We start from the raw sequence: 15,498 nt of genomic DNA on the forward strand, positions 1-15,498 counted from the left end.
GGTCAGCACCGGTGTGCTGTCGCAATGATGGTGGACCGTCCGGGGCCCGCGCGCGTCCTCAGGGGCGCTGGGCGCGCTCGAGGTCGAGGGCGAGCGCGAGGTAGACGGCGCTGAAGTCGGCGACCGCCAGCTGGCGCGCCACCCGCGGCAGCCGGCCGAACCGCTCGGGCTCCCCGTGCTCGGCCAGGCCGCTGACCGGCACGCTGCGGGCGGCGGCGGTGCTCAGCACCTGCTGCATCGCCTCCCCCGCCGAGCGCGGCTCCCGTTCTCCGGCGTCGTCCTGCCCGCCGGCCTCGCTGTCGCGGATCGTCAGCAGCCGCAGCCGCCGGCCGGTGTCGTCGGCGCGGTCGCGGAAGAAGTCGTCGGCGGCGTCCTGGGGCGCCAGCGGCCCCCCGAGGACGGCGCAGGCGGCCACCCGCTGGTCGGGCAGCCGGAACTCGGTGGCCGGCAGACCCGCGAGGGTGGCGAGCTGGTCGGCGATCCGGGTGGCGGCAGCGCCCGCCAGCGGCCCCTCCGAGGCGATCACCGGCAGTGCGTCGAGCAGCTCCAGGGCCAGGCTCTTGGCCGGGTTCACGAACGTCTCCCGCGCCGGGCCGCACTCCCCGGCCACCTCGTCCAGCGCGGCCGCGACCACCTCCGGGTCGGCCACCCCCTGCGCCAGCAGCCCGAGGTCGGTGGCCAGCTGCAGCATCGGGGTGAGCAGCGACCACAGGGTGGCGTGCCGGACCCGGGTGCGCGGCAGCGCCACGTAGGGCGCCCGCGCGGAGGCGCACACGCTGCGCAGCGGTGCGTCGTCGCCCCCGATGCCGACCAGGGAGACCCCGCGGCGGGCGGCCTCGTAGGCCGGCGCGACCGCGTAGGCGCCGGCCCCGGTGCGGGTCGCCACGACGGCGATGTCGCTCGGGCCGGTCCACACCGGCAGCGCCGGACCGGGGACCACGTCCACGGTGACCGGGCTCGAGGGGCCGAGGAGAGCCCGCAGGACGGAGGCGGCGACGGCGCCCTCCCGCCGGGCGACGACGACCAGCCCGCGGGGCCGGCCGCCCTCGGTGACCCGTTCCAGGCCGGCCTCCTCGGTCAGCCGCGTGGTCTCCCGCACCTGCGCGCCCGCCCCGGCGACGGCCGGCAGCAGGCCGCGCGGGTCGCGGGCGCGCAGCAGCTCCAGGTCGTCGAGGACCTCCTCGGCGAACTCCGGCGAGGTCACCGCGTGCCGGTCCTCATCCGCGCTGCCGCGCCTCGTCCAGCAGCAGGACCGGGATGCCGTCGCGGACGGGGAAGGCCCGGTCACAGGTGCCGCAGACCAGCTCGCCGGCCGCCTCGTCGACGGTCAGCGGCGTGTGGTGGGTGTCCGGGCAGGCGAGGATCGCCAGCAGCTCGGGGTCGAGCCCCAGGGGGCCGCCGGCCGGGGTGCTCTGGGTTCCGGTCATTCCCGCTCCTGTCCCGCGCGCACGGTGCCGAGCACCCGGTCGCGCACCTCGCTCATCCGCGCCTGGTCCGGCGCCTCGACGTTGAGCCGCAGCAGCGGCTCGGTGTTGCTGGCCCGCAGGTTGAACCACGCGCCGTCGGGCAGCTCGACGGTCAGGCCGTCGAGCTCGTCGACCGTCACGCCGTCCTCCTTCTCGAAGAGCTCGCGCACCGCCGCCGTCCGCTCCCCCGCATCGGCCACCGTCGAGTTGATCTCGCCGGAGGCCGCGTAGCGCGCGTACGCGGCGGTCAGCCCGGACAACGGCCGGCTCTGCTCGCCCAGCGCCGCCAGCACGTGCATGGCCGCGAGCATGCCCGTGTCGGCCCGCCAGAAGTCGCGGAAGTAGTAGTGCGCGGAGTGCTCGCCGCCGAAGACGGCGTCGGTGCGGGCCATCTCCGCCTTGATGAACGAGTGCCCCACCCGCGTGCGCACCGGCTGCCCGCCGTGCTCGCGGACGATCTCGGGCACCGCCCGCGAGGTGATCAGGTTGTGGATGATCGTCGTCCCGCGACCCTTGGCCAGCTCCCGCACGGCCACCAGCGCCGTGATCGCCGACGGGCTCACCGGCTCGCCCCGCTCGTCGACGACGAAGACCCGGTCGGCGTCGCCGTCGAAGGCCAGGCCGATGTCGGCGCCGTGCTCCACGACGCCGCGCTGCAGGTCGACCAGGTTCGCCGGGTCCAGCGGATTGGCCTCGTGGTTGGGGAACGAGCCGTCCAGCTCGAAGTACATCGGGACCACGTCCAGGGGCAGGTCGGCGAGGACGACGGGCACCGTGTGCCCGCCCATCCCGTTGCCCGCGTCGACGACGACCTTCAGCGGCCGGATACCGGAGAGGTCGACCAGCGAACGCAGGTGGGCGGCGTACTCGGGCAGGACGTCCCGCGACGACACCGTGCCGACCCGCTCGGGGGCGCGCTCGTAGGCGTCCCGCTCGGCCCACTCCCGGATGGTGACCAGCCCGGAGTCCTGGCCGATGGGGGCGGCCCCGGCCCGGCACAGCTTGATGCCGTTGTACTGCGCGGGGTTGTGGCTGGCCGTGAACATCGCCCCGGGCAGGTCCAGCGAGCCGGCGGCGAAGTACAGCAGGTCGGTGGAGCCCAGCCCCGCCTCGACGACGTCGACGCCGCGCCCGATGACGCCCTCGGCGAAGGCGCGGGAGAGCGGGATGGACGACTCGCGCATGTCGTGGGCGGTCACCACCGCCGTCGCGCCGGTCTCGGCGTGCACGAACTCGGCGAAGGCCGCGCCGATCGCCCGGGCGACGTCCTCGTCCCACTGGTCGGGGACGACCCCGCGGACGTCGTAGGCCTTGATGAGGGCCGAGAGATCTCGCACCCCACGACACTATCGGCGCGCCTGGCGAGGTGCTGGAACCGGCCTCGTCCCAGGGTCCCGCGGCGTGCGGAGCGCGTCGTGGGGTGGGGCGCGGTCCTTCTAGGGCAGGTCGGGAAGGACCCGCAGGTGGCCGCGGCGGATGCCGCTGCCGTCGTCGGCGGGGTCGCGCGGCGGCTCGGGCCGGGCGGCCTCGCGGACGGCGTCGGCGAGGGCGAGCAGGTCGTCGCCGGTCGGCCCGACGTCGTCGATGTCGATCTCGTGCCGGACGACCTCCCAGCCGCGCGGGACGGTCAGCCGCTCGGCGTGGAACTCGCACAGGTCGTAGCTGTGCGGCTCGGAGTACGTCGCCAACGGGCCCACGACAGCGGTCGACTCCGCGTAGACGTAGGTCAGGGTCGCCGCTGCCGGTTGCGCGCAGCCGCTGCGCGAGCAGCGCCGTGACTGCCTCACCACCGGTTCCTCACGCAGGGCACAGTAATCGCGCCCGGCCGTGCGCGACAGCAGGCGCACCGGGAAACCGGCTGTGGCGCCCCATCCTGCACGATGACCCCGTGGGCATCGTCACCGGTCGGACGCGGGGTGCGGCCCCGCACGGCCGGACGCGGGGAAACCTCCGGCGGACGGTCCCGGGCCCCGGCGTGTCGGCTCCCGCCGTACCCTGCGTGCAGTCATGAGCCACCCCTCGCGCCGCCGCCCCCGTTCCCGCCGCGACCGCCACGGTCGCGGCCTGCGAGGACGCCTGGTGCCCGCCCAGGTACCGCTGTCGCGCAGCCGCGCCGAGCAGTTCGACGACCTGGTGCTGGACGCGGTCGAGGACCTGGAGCGCCGCTGGGAGCGTGAGCTGGCCGGCGTCGAGTTCGCCGTCGAGGACGTGCCGTGGGTGGAGCACACCGATCCCGACGAGGCGCTGCTGGACGCCGACGTGCTCGACGACGCGGGCGTCCCCCTCGCCCGCCTGCTGCCGGCGCGCCGCGAGAAGGGCGAGGACGTGCCGCCGCGGATCGTGGTCTACCGGCGGCCGCTGGAGCTGCGCGCGCACGACCGCGAGGACCTCGCCGACCTGGTGCGCGACGTCGTCGTCGACCAGGTGGCCACCCTGCTGGGCCGCGACCCCGAGGAGATCGACCCCGCAGGCTGATCACCCGGCGGCTCCGGACCGGTGTGCCGCCTGCCCGGCAGGCGCTGCTGGGATGCTGGGCATGATGGACGTCGGCACCGCATCCGTGGGGATCGCCCTCGGGGCCGTCCTCGTGGCGCTCGTCCTGGCGTGGGCCCGATCCGCCCGCGGCCGCGCGCGCGATCGGTCGCGCGCCCGCGTCGACGACCTGGCGGACTTCCTGGAGCACCCGCCGGGCACCCGGGAGGAGCCGCCGCGGGCCGCCGGCTGGGTCGGTCTCGCGCCGGGACCACCCGCCCCGCTCAGCGGTGCCACCGCAGGCCGGTGGTGGGTAGCGGCCGGCGCCGCCGTCACCGCGCTGGCGCTGGCGGGCGCCGTGGTGGTCGCCACCGGTGGCGGCGGGGGGCGATCCACCCTCCCGGTGGCCACCCGCCCCGCCGGCCAGGAGCCGGACGCCGGGACCCTCGAGGCGGACCTCGCGTTCGCCGGCCTGGTGCTCGAGCAGCGGGCCGTGGGCATCACGGCCGCCTACCCCGAGGCGCAGCTGACCACCGGCGGCGAGGGGACGCGGCTGACGGTCCGCCTGCCCACCTACAACTGCCTCGCCGCGGTCGCTCCGCCCGACCCGGAAGCGGCCGGGTGCGTCGCCGCCGCCGTCGAGCAGGGCACCGTGCAGACGCCCGACCTCCGGCTCGAACGGAGCGGCGGCCGGTTGCTCCTCAGCGGGGAGCTGGCCACCTGGACGGACCCCACGGGGTCACCGCCGGAGCCCACCGGCCGGGTCTACCCCCTGCAGCTGACCCTGTCCCCCGGGGACCAGGTCGCCGCCGGAGGCTGGCGCGACGTCCTCGGCCGGCTGGAGCTCGGAACCGAGAGCGCCCCGGCCGACGAGGGCAGCCGGGTCCGCGCCGCGGGCTGACGGCGCCGCCTGCCCGCAGCCCGGCCGCTCAGACGGAACCGGTCAGGTACTGCTCCAACGCGTCCCGCCAGCCGCGCGGCCGGTAGCCCGTCGCGCGGACCTTCGCCAGGTCGAGCACGGAGTTGAGCGGCCGCGGTGCGACACCCTCCTTGCCGCCGAAGTACTCGGCGGTGCTCACCCCCGTCACGTCATCGGCGGAGCGCCCGCGGGCGGCGTACACGAGCCGGGCCACGTCGGCCCAGGAGCCGGGTTCGCCGTCGCCGGTGAGGTTGTAGGTGCCGTAGGGGGCCCGGGTCTCCACCAGGTGCCGGATCCCGGCGGCGAGGTCCGCCGTGAAGGTGAGCCGGCCGATCTGGTCGTCGACCACCGACGGCGAGATGCCACGGTCGGCGAGGCCGGCCATGGTGCGCACGAAGTTGCCCCCCTCCCCCACCACCCAGGTGGTGCGCACCAGCCAGTGGCGCTCGACGGCGGCCGCGCGCGCGTCGCCGTCGGCCTTGCTGCGGCCGTAGACGCTCAGCGGCGAGGGCGGCAGGTCCTCCGGGATGGGCCCGGGATGCGTGCCGTCGAAGACGTACTCGCTGGAGACGTGGACGAACGCCGCTCCGGCCCGGTCGGCAGCCTCCGCGAGGTGCCCGACGGCGTCGACGTTCGCGGCACGGACCGCGGCCAGGTTCGCCGGGTCCTCCGCGGCGTCGACCGCCGTCCACGCGGCGGCGTTCAGCACGACGTCGACGCCGGTCCAGTCGAACGCCGCCACGGCGGCGGGATCGGTGACGTCGAGGGCGGCCCGGTCGAGGGCGACCGCGCCGGGGAACTCCCGCCCCAGCGCCCGGCCCAGCTGCCCGCCCGCGCCCAGGACGACGGCGTTCACTGGCCGCGCGCGGCGTAGGCGGCCTCGACCTGCTCCTTCTGCGGCCGCCACCAGTCCTCGTTGCCCCGGTACCAGTCGATGGTCGCCGCCAGGCCGTCGCCGAACTCGGTGTAGCGCGGGGTCCAGCCCAGCTCGCTGCGCAGCTTGGTGGCGTCGATCGCGTAGCGCAGGTCGTGGCCCACCCGGTCGGTGACGTGGTCGAACGCGTCGGCCGGCTGCCCGGTCAGCTCCAGGATCAGCCGCAGGACCTCGAGGTTGTTCCTCTCGCCGTCGGCGCCGATGAGGTAGGTCTCACCCGAGCGGCCCTTGTCCAGGATCGTGTGCACGGCCGAGTTGTGGTCGTCCACGTGGATCCAGTCGCGCACGTTCTCGCCGGCGCCGTACAGCTTGGGCCGGAGGCCGGAGAGCACGTTGGTGATCTGGCGCGGGATGAACTTCTCGACGTGCTGGTAGGGCCCGTAGTTGTTCGAGCAGTTCGAGATCGTGGCGTGGATGCCGAAGGAGCGCACCCACGCCCGCACCAGCAGGTCCGAGCCGGCCTTGGTCGAGGAGTACGGGCTGCTGGGGTTGTACGGCGTCTCCGGCGTGAACTTCGCCGGGTCGTCGAGCTCCAGGTCGCCGTAGACCTCGTCGGTGGAGATGTGGTGGTAGCGCACGCCGTGCCGGCGCACCGCCTCGAGCAGGGTGAACGTGCCGACGACGTTGGTCTCCAGGAACGGCGAGGGGTCCCGCAGCGAGTTGTCGTTGTGGCTCTCCGCGGCGAAGTGCACGACGACGTCGCTGCGGCCCACCAGCCGGTCGACGACGTCGGCGTCGGCCACCGACCCGTGGACGAACTCGATCTGGTCGCGGACCCCCTCCAGGGAGGCCTCGTTCCCGGCATAGGTGAGTGCGTCGAGCACGACCACCTCGTACTCGGGCCGCTCGCGCAGCGTCTGGTGCACGAAGTTGGCGCCGATGAACCCGGCACCCCCGGTGACGAGCATGCGCATCGCTTGCTGAACCCTTCGTCGTCGCCTCCCGTCGAGGCGACGCCCCGACCGGCACCCGCCGTCCAGCGGGCTGTCGTGTCCGGATCGACGGTAACCGAACCGCATCCCGCCGCGCGTTCCGCAGCGCCGACCTCAGCGCGGCCAGGACCGGGCCGGCGCGGTGAGCGCGACGACCGGCGCGCCCAGCTCGGTCCGCAGCCCCCCGTCGGGGGCACGGCCCCACCACGGCCAGCGGTCGTCCCCCTCGACGAGGGTGAGCAGACCGGCGCGTGCACGCCCGCCCTGCCGCACGACCGCGACCTCCACCCGGCCGACGGCGGCGTGCAGCCGGGCCACGCTCCGGAGGTGGTCGCGCGTCCGGCGATCGGGTTCCGCCTGCAGGAGGTGCGGCAACCACCGCTCCAGCTCCCGGGGATCGCGGGAGCGGTGCACCGAACCCACCTCCTCCAGCCCGTCGACCAGGCGCGAGCTCCGGGCGTTGGCCACGACCGCGGTGGGGAGGCGCGCGGACAGCGCACGGACGGTGGGGTCGCCGAGCGGCAGCCCGGTGAGCCGTAGCGACCAGGGGCCGCGCAGGGAGTCCAGCAGGGCGAGCACACCGGCGGCCAGCAGCTCCGCGGCCTCGTCGTCGCGCGCCGGGAGCCGCGCCGTGGGCCGGCCACCGGGCAGGGGTGGCCGCCGCTGCCCGAGCACGGTGACCGCGGTGACGAGGCCGCGCCGCCGGAGGTCCAGGAAGGCCGCCGCGAGGGGTGGGCCGCCCGCGGGGCCGTCGACGACGACGGCGGCCGGGCGGGCGGGGGGCCACCGCGTGCCGCCGTCGTTGAGCACGGCGGTCAGCCACGGCGCGCGGGCGGTCAGCGGCGCCTTCAGCGCCGCGGCGAGCGGCTCCGCGGCCCGGACCTCGCGGGCCACCCGGGCTCGACCGACGGCGATCCGGGCGACCATGCCCCGAACAGAACCACAGCCGCCGGCGAGGGGCGCCGGCGGCTGAGGTGAGTTGCTGGAACCGGCCCCGCCCAGAGGCTCGTCGCGAGCCTGCGAGCGATGAGGAGGGCGGGGTCCTTCTGCTTATACGGCGCGGCGGCGCAGGCGGCGCCGCTCGCGCTCGGAGAGGCCGCCCCAGATGCCGAAGCGCTCGTCGTTGGCGAGGGCGTACTCCAGGCACTCTGCCTTGACCTCGCAGCCGGTGCAGATCTTCTTCGCCTCGCGGGTGGAGCCGCCCTTCTCGGGGAAGAACGCCTCCGGGTCGGTCTCGGCGCAGAGCGCGCGCTCCTGCCACGACTGGGTGTCGGCCTCCAGGCCGAACCCGAGGAAACCGACGAACGGCTGCCCCGTGCCCTGGCCCAGGGCCGTGCCCGAACCGTGCCCGGAGCCCGCCAACCGGTCGGTCGACCGCTCCGAGCCGTTCACGTAGTCGCTCAACCACGACACCTCTGCCATGACGGTGCGTCCCCTCTCGCTCTCGTCACGGTGCGCGGCCGGCAGGACGTCCCCGGGCCGTTCAGCACTCGTCGACACCGCGGGAATTACACGCGTGTCGTTGCCCGGCCGTCAACTTCGCCCGGTGTAAGCGACACGCCACACCAGCCCCATCCGCACCAGGGCGTTCGTCACATCTCGTGGCACCCCCCGACACGCCCGGCGAACAGTCGACAAGTGCTCATCGGGCACGATGCGTTTCGTGCAGATCGTCGTGCTGGCCGGTGGTACCGGAGGGGCTCGGTTCCTACGGGGGGTCCGCGCCGCGGCTCCCGGGGCCGAGATCACGGCCGTGGTGAACACCGGCGACGACGTGACGCTGCACGGGCTGCGCATCTGCCCCGACCTGGACACGGTGGTCTACACCCTCGGCGGCGGGATCGACGAGGAGCGGGGCTGGGGGCGGGCCGACGAGTCCTGGACGGTCAAGCAGGAGCTCGCCGCCTACGGCGCCGACCCCGACTGGTTCGGCCTCGGCGACCGCGACCTGGCCACGCACCTGATCCGCACCCGGATGCTCGACGCGGGCTACGCACTCTCGGCGGTGACCGCGGCGCTGGCCGACCGCTGGCAGCCCGGCGTCACGGTGCTGCCCATGAGCGACCAGCGGGTGGAGACCCACGTGGTCGTGACCGATCCCGAGAACGGCCGGCAGCGGGCGATCCACTTCCAGGAGTGGTGGGTGCGCCACCGCGCGGCCCTCGACCCCGCCGCCTTCGTGCAGATCGGGGTCGAGGCGGCTCGCCCGGCGCCGGGTGTCGTCGAGGCGCTGGCCGCCGCCGACGCCGTCCTGCTCGCGCCGTCGAACCCCGTGGTGTCCATCGGCACCGTCCTGGGCGTGCCGGGGCTCCGGGACGCCCTGCTGGCCTCCCCGGCCCGCATCGCGGGCGTTTCCCCCGTCGTCGGCGGCGCGGTCGTGCGGGGCATGGCCGACCGCTGCCTGCCCGTCCTCGGCATCGAGGTGAGCGCCGAGGGCGTCGGCCGGCACTACGGCGCCCGCGCCGACGGCGGCCTGCTCGACGCCTGGTTGGTCGCCGAGGACGACCCCGCGGACGTCCCGGGCGTCGACGTGCGCCGGGTGCCGCTGCTCATGTCCTCCCCCGACGCGACGACGGCCCTGGCCCGCGCCGCGCTCGACGCCTGCGCCCGGTGAGCGGGGGCCTTCTGCCGGCCGGCGTCTCGGTGCTGCCCGTCGCCGGGCTGCCCGAGTTCGGCCCGGGAGACGACCTCGCCGCGGCGCTGGCCGCCGCCGCGCCCTGGCTCGCCGACGGCGACGTCGTCGTCGTCACCTCGAAGGTGGTCTCGAAGGTGGAGGGGCGGCTGGTCCGTGTCGAGCCCGGGGCCGACCGGGAGGCCGTCCGGCAGCGGGCGATCGATGCCGAGACGGTACGGGTGCTCGCCCGCCGCGGACCGCTGAAGATCGTGCAGACCCGGCAGGGCTGGGTGGTCGCGGCCGCCGGCATCGACGCGTCCAACGTCGCCGCGGACACCCTGGTGCTTCTCCCGGAGGACGGCGACGCCTCCGCCCGGCGGCTGCGGTCCCGGTTGCGCGAGCTCGCGGGGGTCGACGTCGCCGTCGTGGTCAGCGACACCTTCGGCCGCACCTGGCGCGAGGGGCTGACCGACGTCGCGGTCGGCTCGGCCGGGATCACCGCCCTGGACGACCACCGCGGCGCGGTCGACGCCCACGGCAACCGGCTGGAGACGACCCGGGTCGCGGTGGTCGACGAGCTCGCCTCCGCCGCGGACCTGGTGAAGGGCAAGCTGGCCGGCGTCCCGGTCGCGGTGGTGCGCGGGCTCCCCCTGGACTCCCCCGCCGAGGACGCCGACGAGGGCACCCGGCCGCTGGTGCGCCTGCCGGCCGACGACCTGTTCCCCTACGGCGCGCGGGACCTGGTGGGCTCCCGTGAGCCCGCGACCGAACTCGTGCCGCGCCCCGGGGACCGGGAGGCCGCGGCGGCGGCGTTCCGGGTGGCCAGCGCCGCGCTGCCGGAGTTCCCCGTGGTGCTCCGGCACGGCGGGGAGGGCGACGGCGCCGTCGACGTCCATCTCCCCGACGCGGTGACGACGACGAGCGCCCTCAACGCCGGTGCCCTGGTCGGCGCCGCGATCGTGCAGCTGCACGCCGAGGGCTGGGCCACCCGCTGGGAGCCGGCGGCCACCGCCGGGGGGACGTCACTGGTCGGCAGGCTCTGGCTGGGCAGCCCGCACCGACCGTGACCGGGCGACCTCGACGGGGCGGTAGGTAGGTTGCCGGCATGGAGATCCGCGAACTCGCCGTCCCGGACAGCTACGTGCTCGACCTCGTGCCGCACGGGGACTCGCGGGGTCGTTTCACCGAGTGGTACCGGGCCGACGTCCTCTCCGGGGCGACCGGTTTCGGCCTCACGCTGGCCCAGGCCAACCACAGCGTCTCCGCCCGCGGGGTGCTCAGGGGCGTGCACTTCGCGCTGGTCCCCCCGGGGCAGGCCAAGTACGTGTACTGCCCCAGCGGCAAGGTGCTCGACGTGATCGTCGACGTCCGGGTCGGCTCCCCCACGTTCGGGGTGCACGACTCCGTCCTCCTCGACAGCGAGCAGCCGAGGGCGGTCTACCTCGCCGAGGGCCTGGGCCACGCGTTCGTGTCGCTGGCCGACAACAGCTCCGTCACCTACCTGGTGTCCTCCGGCTACTCCCCCGGCCGCGAGTTCGGGATCAACCCGATGGACCCCGAGCTCGACCTCCCGTGGCCCGGGGACATGGAGTTCGAGTTCTCGGCCAAGGACCAGGCCGCCCCGTCGCTGGCCGAGGCGCGGGAGCAGGGGATCCTGCCGACCATGGAGGAGTGCGCGGCCCGGTACGCCGAGCTGCGGGCGGAGACCTGAGGGTCCCCGGCCGCAGCTCGGCCGCGGATCAGACCGCGCCGCCGAAGAAGACCGAGTCCTCGAAGAAGTCCGGCGCGACCTCCAGGCGGAGCTGACCGGCCTCGCTCTCGAGCACCTGGAACAGGAACGTCGCGGTCAGGCTGCCGCCCGGTGGGATGGAGCCGGAGAAGTAGTTGTCCGGGTCCGATCCACCGCTGTCGAAGGTGAGCGACGCGGCGTTCCCCGCACCCCCACTGGTCAGGATGACGTCATCGAGCGGCTGGAAGGTCGTCGATGTCTTGTTCGTGAAGGTGATGGTGAAGAGCACTCCGACATAGCCGGCCGACGGCGATGGCGCAGCCGTCGAGGAGACGTGCACCCGCTGCGGCTGCTGCACCGTGACAGCGACTCCGTAGGGGAGCGTGGCGGTAGCGCCGAAGTTGAAGTGCGAGACGGTGAAGGACCGGCAGCCGAGTACCGGGTTCCGCGTGCCATCCCCCACGTTGATCGCGTACAGGCAGAGTTGGTGGACGCCGGGGAGCGGCGGGGTCAGGATCCCTGAGAAACCGTGGTGCGGGCCGTACGCAGGGAAGACCGCGGCGATGTCGGCCCGGCTCTGCCCGGCTGTCACGTCCGCGGCGAACACTCCGTCCACGTACGCGTGGACGTTGATCGGGGCCGGAGTCTCCGGGTCGAGGGTCCAGCCCCGGAAGTAGAGACCCTGGCCGATCAGGGCGACCTGCTCGAGGTTGCCCACCGGGTTCAGCGCTGCGGACCCGCCGACGGTGACGTTCCGGCAACCCAGGAGCGGATTGGCGTCACCGATCCCGACGTTGATCGCGTAGACGCAGACCTGGTGTCCACCGCTGCTCAACGAGCCCAGGTCGAGGGCCCAGCCGTGCAGCGGCCCGTACGACGGGTAGGCGGCCGCAACGTCGTATCGGGGGTCGTCGGCCGTGGCCGTCGCTGCGAGACGGCCGTCGACGTAGGCGTGGACGTCGATGGCGGCGGCCGTCTCCGGGTCGAAGGTCCAGCCGCTGACATGGAGTCGGCCGTTGTAGCTGAAGCCGTCCACGTTCCCCACCGGATTGAGCGGCGAGGCGGCTGCGGCCGACCCGCTCAAGCCGACAACCATCATCGCCGCAGTGACTGCGACGCCGAATTTGCGCATTGCTCCCCGTTTCTTCTCGCCACCGGGCAGTGGCCGCACGGAAAGTAGCCCGCCTCGATGTCCGCAGGACGCTCTCGCGATGAGGCACCGCACTCGTGGGCCGGGAGTGGCGATTGAGCTGCGGGGGCACCATGTCGTGCCCTTCCCGAAGAGTCGATCGTGGTGCCAGGCAGACCTCGTCGAGCCCGACGGTCAGCCGGCAGTCACAGCTCCTCGGGTTCGCAGGCCACCAGGTCGTTGTCCGGGTCGAGGTCGTTCACGTCGCCGTAGTACGGCAGGGCTTCCTCGAAGAACTGCTGCGCCGCCGCGCGCGTCGCGAAGTCCGTGCAGGACCGGTACGGCGGTCGCGGCGGGGTCTGGGGCCCGCCGTCGTGCGGGACGGTGATCGTCCGGCAGCCCAGGTACACCTCGCGGACCGTGCCCCCACCGAGGTTCGACGTGAGGAGGCACACCCGGTGCGTTCCCCGCGGGGGCGTGTCCACGAGCACCTGGACACCGTGGTGCGGGCCGTAGGAGGGATAGACGGCGGCCACGTCGTGACGCGGATGCTCCGCCCGCAACGCACGGACGACCGGGACGCCCACCTGGACGGCGACCGAGATGGGCGCCGGCGTCTCCGGGTCGAAGGTCCAGCCCCGCACCAGGAGCCCGCGATCGGTGAGCTCCACACCGTCGAGGCTGCCGACCGGGTTGAGCCCCGGATCCGGAGCGACGGTGAAGTCCCAGCAACCGAGCAGGGTGTCGCCCGTGCCGCGGCCGACGTTCACCGCCGTGATGCAGGCCCGGTGCACGCCCGCGAGCAGCGGACCGGCGTCGATCTCCCAGCCGCGCCAGGGACCGGTGCCCGGGTGGGCAGCCTCGACGTCCGGCCGCCATCGGTCGGCCAGCTCGTAGGAGATCGGGAGGCCGTCCACCGTGCCCCTCACCCAGATCGGCTCGTAGGTCTCGGGATCCAGAGCCCAGCCGCGCAGGAGCAACCGGCCCTCGTACCGGGCGGACTCCACGTTCCCGATCGGGTCGTGGCCGCCGCCGGGCACCACCACGTCACGGCACCCCAGCAGCGGGTTGGTCTGACCGCGCCCGACGTTGATCGCGTACACGCACACCCGGTGCGGTCCTGGAGGAAGCGACCCGAGGTCGAGAGACCAACCGTGGGCGGCCCCGTAGGACGGGTGGACGGCGGCCACGTCCGGACGGTTCCCGTCAGCCGTGCCCCAAGCAGCCCACCGCCCGTCGACGTAGGCGTGCACGGAGATGGCCGCCGACGTCTCCGGGTCGAAGGTCCAGCCGTTGACGATCAGCCGGTCGACGTAGCCGGCCGAGTCGAAGCTGCCGACCGGCTCCAGCGGCACGGAAGCGGCCGCGCCGGGGGCGACGGTGAGTCCGACAGCGGCCAGCAGGACCACGAGCACAGACCTGCACGTGCGCACGTCACTCCTCAGCGTTCTGCCGCCCCGTCCGGCAGGCCGCCGCGGTCCGCGCACGCCGGAAGGTACAGGCCGAACGATCGCCCAACGCGCGGCGCGTCGCCACGATGAGTGGTGACTCGCGCCGCTTGGTTCAGATGCGCCGGTGGTCGGTCGGCGCGAAGCGCGGGCCACGCCGGGGGCGCCGTGGCCCGCCCGCCAGGAGCAACCGCACCACCCGCTGCCGTTGGCCGCGCCAGGGCTCCAGCAGCGCGAGCATCTCCTCGTCGTCGGTGTGCCGCCGCCCGGTGAGCGCGAAGCCGACCACGTTCTTCAGGTGGTAGTCCCCGACGCTCACCGCGTCGGGGTCGCCGCACGCCCGCTGGACGACCTCGGCCGCGGTCCAGACACCGATGCCGGGGACGGTCCGCAACCGCCGCTGCAGCTCGGCCGAGTCGCACCCCTCGTCAACCTGCAGCCGGTGCGCGACCCCGGCCACCGCCCGCAGCGCGCGGCGCCGGGCCCCGTCGAGACCGCAGCGGTGCCACTCCCAGTCGGTGACCTCGAGCACCCGGCGCGCCGACGGCACCACGCGCATGCCCTGAGGAGCGGGGCCGGGTGCCGGCTCGCCCGCGAGGCGGCACAGCTCGCGGAAGACCCGGTATGCCTCCGCCGTCGTCACCTTCTGCTCCAGGACGGCGGGCACCAGCGCATCCCACGCGCGGCCGGTGCGCCCCAGCCGCAGTCCCGGGTGCGCATGGTGGAGCTCGGCCACCAGCGGGTGCGATCCCCCCGGCCGGAACTCCTCCGGCCGGTCGTCGGCACCCAGCCAGCCCGGCACGGCCGCCGCCGCGCGCTCGGCCCCGGGACCCCACGCGTCGACCCGCACCGCACCCGCCTCGCGGCTGATCGCCACCGTGGCCGGCCCCTCGACCGTGGTCGTGGTCCGCCACAGACGGCCCTCGGCGACCTGCATCGTGGGATCTGCCGCTCCCCGGCGGTGCGGGGACAGCGCCCGCCCCACGTCCAGCGGCCAGCCCGGCACCCAGGCCACCGTGTGCTCGGCGGCCCGGGTGGCCGGGCTCGTGCTCGTGCTCAGGAGGTGCTCCGGGTGCTCAGCGGGGGGCCATGCGCAGCGCACCGTCCATCCGGATGACCTCCCCGTTGAGGTAACCGTTCTCGACGATGGCGAGCGCGAGCTCGGCGAAGTCCGACGGACGGCCGAGCCGCTTGGGGAAGGGTATGCCCGCGGAGAGCGCCGCCCGCGCCTCCTCGGGCAGCGAGCCGAGCAGCGGCGTGTCCACGAGCCCCGGCGCGATGGTGCAGACGCGCACGCCCACGCTGGAGAGATCACGGGCCGCCGGCAGGGTCATGCCGACGACGCCTCCCTTGGACGCCGAGTACGCCAGTTGGCCGATCTGGCCGTCGAACGCGGCGATCGAGGCCGTGTTGACGACGACACCGCGCTCCCCTTCCTCACCCGGTTCGGTCTGCGCCATCGCCGCGGCGGCCAGGCGCAGGACGTTGAAGGTGCCGATCAGGTTCACGCCCAGGACCCGGGTGAACCCGCCCAGCTCGTGCGGCTCGCCGCTGCGTCCGACCGTGCGCTGCGCCAGGCCGATCCCGGCGCAGCTGATCGCGATCCGCAGCGGCCGGTCCTTGCCGGTCGCCTCGGCGACGGCGGCCTGCACCGAGGCCTCGTCCGTGACATCGGTGCGGACGAAGGTGGTGTGCCCACCCAGCTCCGCGGCGAGCGCCTGCCCCCGCTCTTCGTTCAGGTCCATGATCGTGACCGCGGCACCCCGGGCGGCGAGGGCTCTCGTGGTGGCCTCACCGAGACCGGAGGCCCCGCCGCTGACCACGGCGGCGACGTCGAAGTTCTTCATGTCCCGCA

Annotated in this window: 17 protein-coding genes; 5 read left to right on the plus strand and 12 right to left on the minus strand. The window is 74.6% G+C overall.

Translation table 11 applies throughout. The annotated features are described in order from the left end of the window. Positions 1 to 58 precede the first annotated feature (58 nt). From ACI792_RS12165 to ACI792_RS12180, 4 genes are all read right to left on the minus strand, one after another. Positions 59 to 1,204 carry an SIS domain-containing protein gene (locus ACI792_RS12165; RefSeq protein WP_456602813.1) on the minus strand — a complete coding sequence of 382 codons (1,146 nt, stop codon included), beginning with the start codon at positions 1,202 to 1,204 and terminating at the stop codon, positions 59 to 61. A gap of 13 nt (positions 1,205 to 1,217) precedes the next feature. Then, on the minus strand, positions 1,218 to 1,427 hold the full coding sequence (locus tag ACI792_RS12170; protein ID WP_456580635.1) for a Trm112 family protein: 210 nt from the start codon (positions 1,425 to 1,427) through the stop codon (positions 1,218 to 1,220). Next, positions 1,424 to 2,803, minus strand: coding sequence for a phosphomannomutase/phosphoglucomutase (locus ACI792_RS12175; RefSeq protein WP_456602814.1), 1,380 nt, complete (start codon positions 2,801 to 2,803; stop codon positions 1,424 to 1,426). Before ACI792_RS12175 ends, ACI792_RS12170 begins: the two co-directional genes overlap by 4 nt. Positions 2,804 to 2,902: 99 nt before the next feature. Continuing rightward, positions 2,903 to 3,253 carry a DUF3499 domain-containing protein gene (locus ACI792_RS12180; protein WP_456580637.1) on the minus strand — a complete coding sequence of 117 codons (351 nt, stop codon included), beginning with the start codon at positions 3,251 to 3,253 and terminating at the stop codon, positions 2,903 to 2,905. A gap of 292 nt (positions 3,254 to 3,545) precedes the next feature. On the opposite strand from ACI792_RS12180, the gene ACI792_RS12185 reads away from it, so the two are divergent. Both ACI792_RS12185 and ACI792_RS12190 read left to right on the plus strand, forming a co-directional pair. Beyond that, complete coding sequence (locus ACI792_RS12185) at positions 3,546 to 3,941, plus strand: metallopeptidase family protein (RefSeq protein ID WP_456602815.1); 396 nt, start codon at positions 3,546 to 3,548, stop codon at positions 3,939 to 3,941. Positions 3,942 to 4,005: 64 nt separating this feature from the next. Then, positions 4,006 to 4,839, plus strand: coding sequence for a hypothetical protein (locus tag ACI792_RS12190; RefSeq protein WP_456602816.1), 834 nt, complete (start codon positions 4,006 to 4,008; stop codon positions 4,837 to 4,839). A gap of 28 nt (positions 4,840 to 4,867) precedes the next feature. Here ACI792_RS12190 and ACI792_RS12195 read toward each other — a convergent pair whose 3' ends face one another. The 4 genes from ACI792_RS12195 to ACI792_RS12210 all read right to left on the minus strand — a co-directional run bounded on the left by ACI792_RS12195 (position 4,868) and on the right by ACI792_RS12210 (position 8,004). Beyond that, positions 4,868 to 5,713, minus strand: a complete 846-nt coding sequence (locus tag ACI792_RS12195) for an SDR family oxidoreductase (protein ID WP_456602817.1) — start codon at positions 5,711 to 5,713, stop codon at positions 4,868 to 4,870. Further along, on the minus strand, positions 5,710 to 6,705 hold the full coding sequence (gene rfbB, locus ACI792_RS12200) for a dTDP-glucose 4,6-dehydratase (RefSeq protein ID WP_456602818.1): 996 nt from the start codon (positions 6,703 to 6,705) through the stop codon (positions 5,710 to 5,712). The genes ACI792_RS12195 and rfbB overlap by 4 nt, the downstream gene beginning before the upstream one ends. A 132-nt stretch (positions 6,706 to 6,837) precedes the next feature. Next, on the minus strand, positions 6,838 to 7,650 hold the full coding sequence (locus ACI792_RS12205; RefSeq protein WP_456602819.1) for a hypothetical protein: 813 nt from the start codon (positions 7,648 to 7,650) through the stop codon (positions 6,838 to 6,840). Positions 7,651 to 7,773: 123 nt separating this feature from the next. Beyond that, positions 7,774 to 8,004 (minus strand): WhiB family transcriptional regulator, encoded by a 231-nt coding sequence (locus ACI792_RS12210; RefSeq protein ID WP_456580700.1) that lies wholly within the window; start codon positions 8,002 to 8,004, stop codon positions 7,774 to 7,776. Between the two features lie 382 nt (positions 8,005 to 8,386). On the opposite strand from ACI792_RS12210, the gene cofD reads away from it, so the two are divergent. Genes cofD through ACI792_RS12225 form a run of 3 tightly spaced genes read left to right on the plus strand, consistent with a single transcriptional unit; the run spans position 8,387 to position 11,048 of the window. Further along, the gene (gene cofD / locus ACI792_RS12215; protein ID WP_456602820.1) at positions 8,387 to 9,337 is read left to right on the plus strand and encodes a 2-phospho-L-lactate transferase; all 951 of its coding nucleotides are present in this window, start codon (positions 8,387 to 8,389) and stop codon (positions 9,335 to 9,337) included. Then, complete coding sequence (locus tag ACI792_RS12220; RefSeq protein ID WP_456602821.1) at positions 9,334 to 10,404, plus strand: coenzyme F420-0:L-glutamate ligase; 1,071 nt, start codon at positions 9,334 to 9,336, stop codon at positions 10,402 to 10,404. The genes cofD and ACI792_RS12220 overlap by 4 nt, the downstream gene beginning before the upstream one ends. A 38-nt stretch (positions 10,405 to 10,442) precedes the next feature. Continuing rightward, positions 10,443 to 11,048, plus strand: a complete 606-nt coding sequence (locus tag ACI792_RS12225; protein WP_456602822.1) for a dTDP-4-dehydrorhamnose 3,5-epimerase family protein — start codon at positions 10,443 to 10,445, stop codon at positions 11,046 to 11,048. Between the two features lie 28 nt (positions 11,049 to 11,076). Here the strand turns inward: ACI792_RS12225 and ACI792_RS12230 are convergent, their stop codons facing one another. From ACI792_RS12230 to ACI792_RS12245, 4 genes are all read right to left on the minus strand, one after another. After that, the gene (locus ACI792_RS12230; RefSeq protein WP_456602823.1) at positions 11,077 to 12,237 is read right to left on the minus strand and encodes a hypothetical protein; all 1,161 of its coding nucleotides are present in this window, start codon (positions 12,235 to 12,237) and stop codon (positions 11,077 to 11,079) included. A 164-nt stretch (positions 12,238 to 12,401) separates the two neighbouring features. Next, positions 12,402 to 13,610: a hypothetical protein gene (locus ACI792_RS12235; RefSeq protein WP_456602824.1), complete on the minus strand. Its 1,209-nt coding sequence runs from the start codon at positions 13,608 to 13,610 to the stop codon at positions 12,402 to 12,404. 148 nt (positions 13,611 to 13,758) lie between these two features. After that, positions 13,759 to 14,649, minus strand: coding sequence for a DNA-3-methyladenine glycosylase family protein (locus ACI792_RS12240; RefSeq protein ID WP_456602825.1), 891 nt, complete (start codon positions 14,647 to 14,649; stop codon positions 13,759 to 13,761). Between the two features lie 70 nt (positions 14,650 to 14,719). Then, entirely contained in the window at positions 14,720 to 15,490 is a 771-nt protein-coding gene (locus tag ACI792_RS12245; RefSeq protein ID WP_456602826.1) for an SDR family NAD(P)-dependent oxidoreductase, read from the minus strand. Between the last annotated feature and the right edge of the window lie 8 nt (positions 15,491 to 15,498).

The organism is Blastococcus sp. SYSU DS0669, from assembly GCF_054050895.1.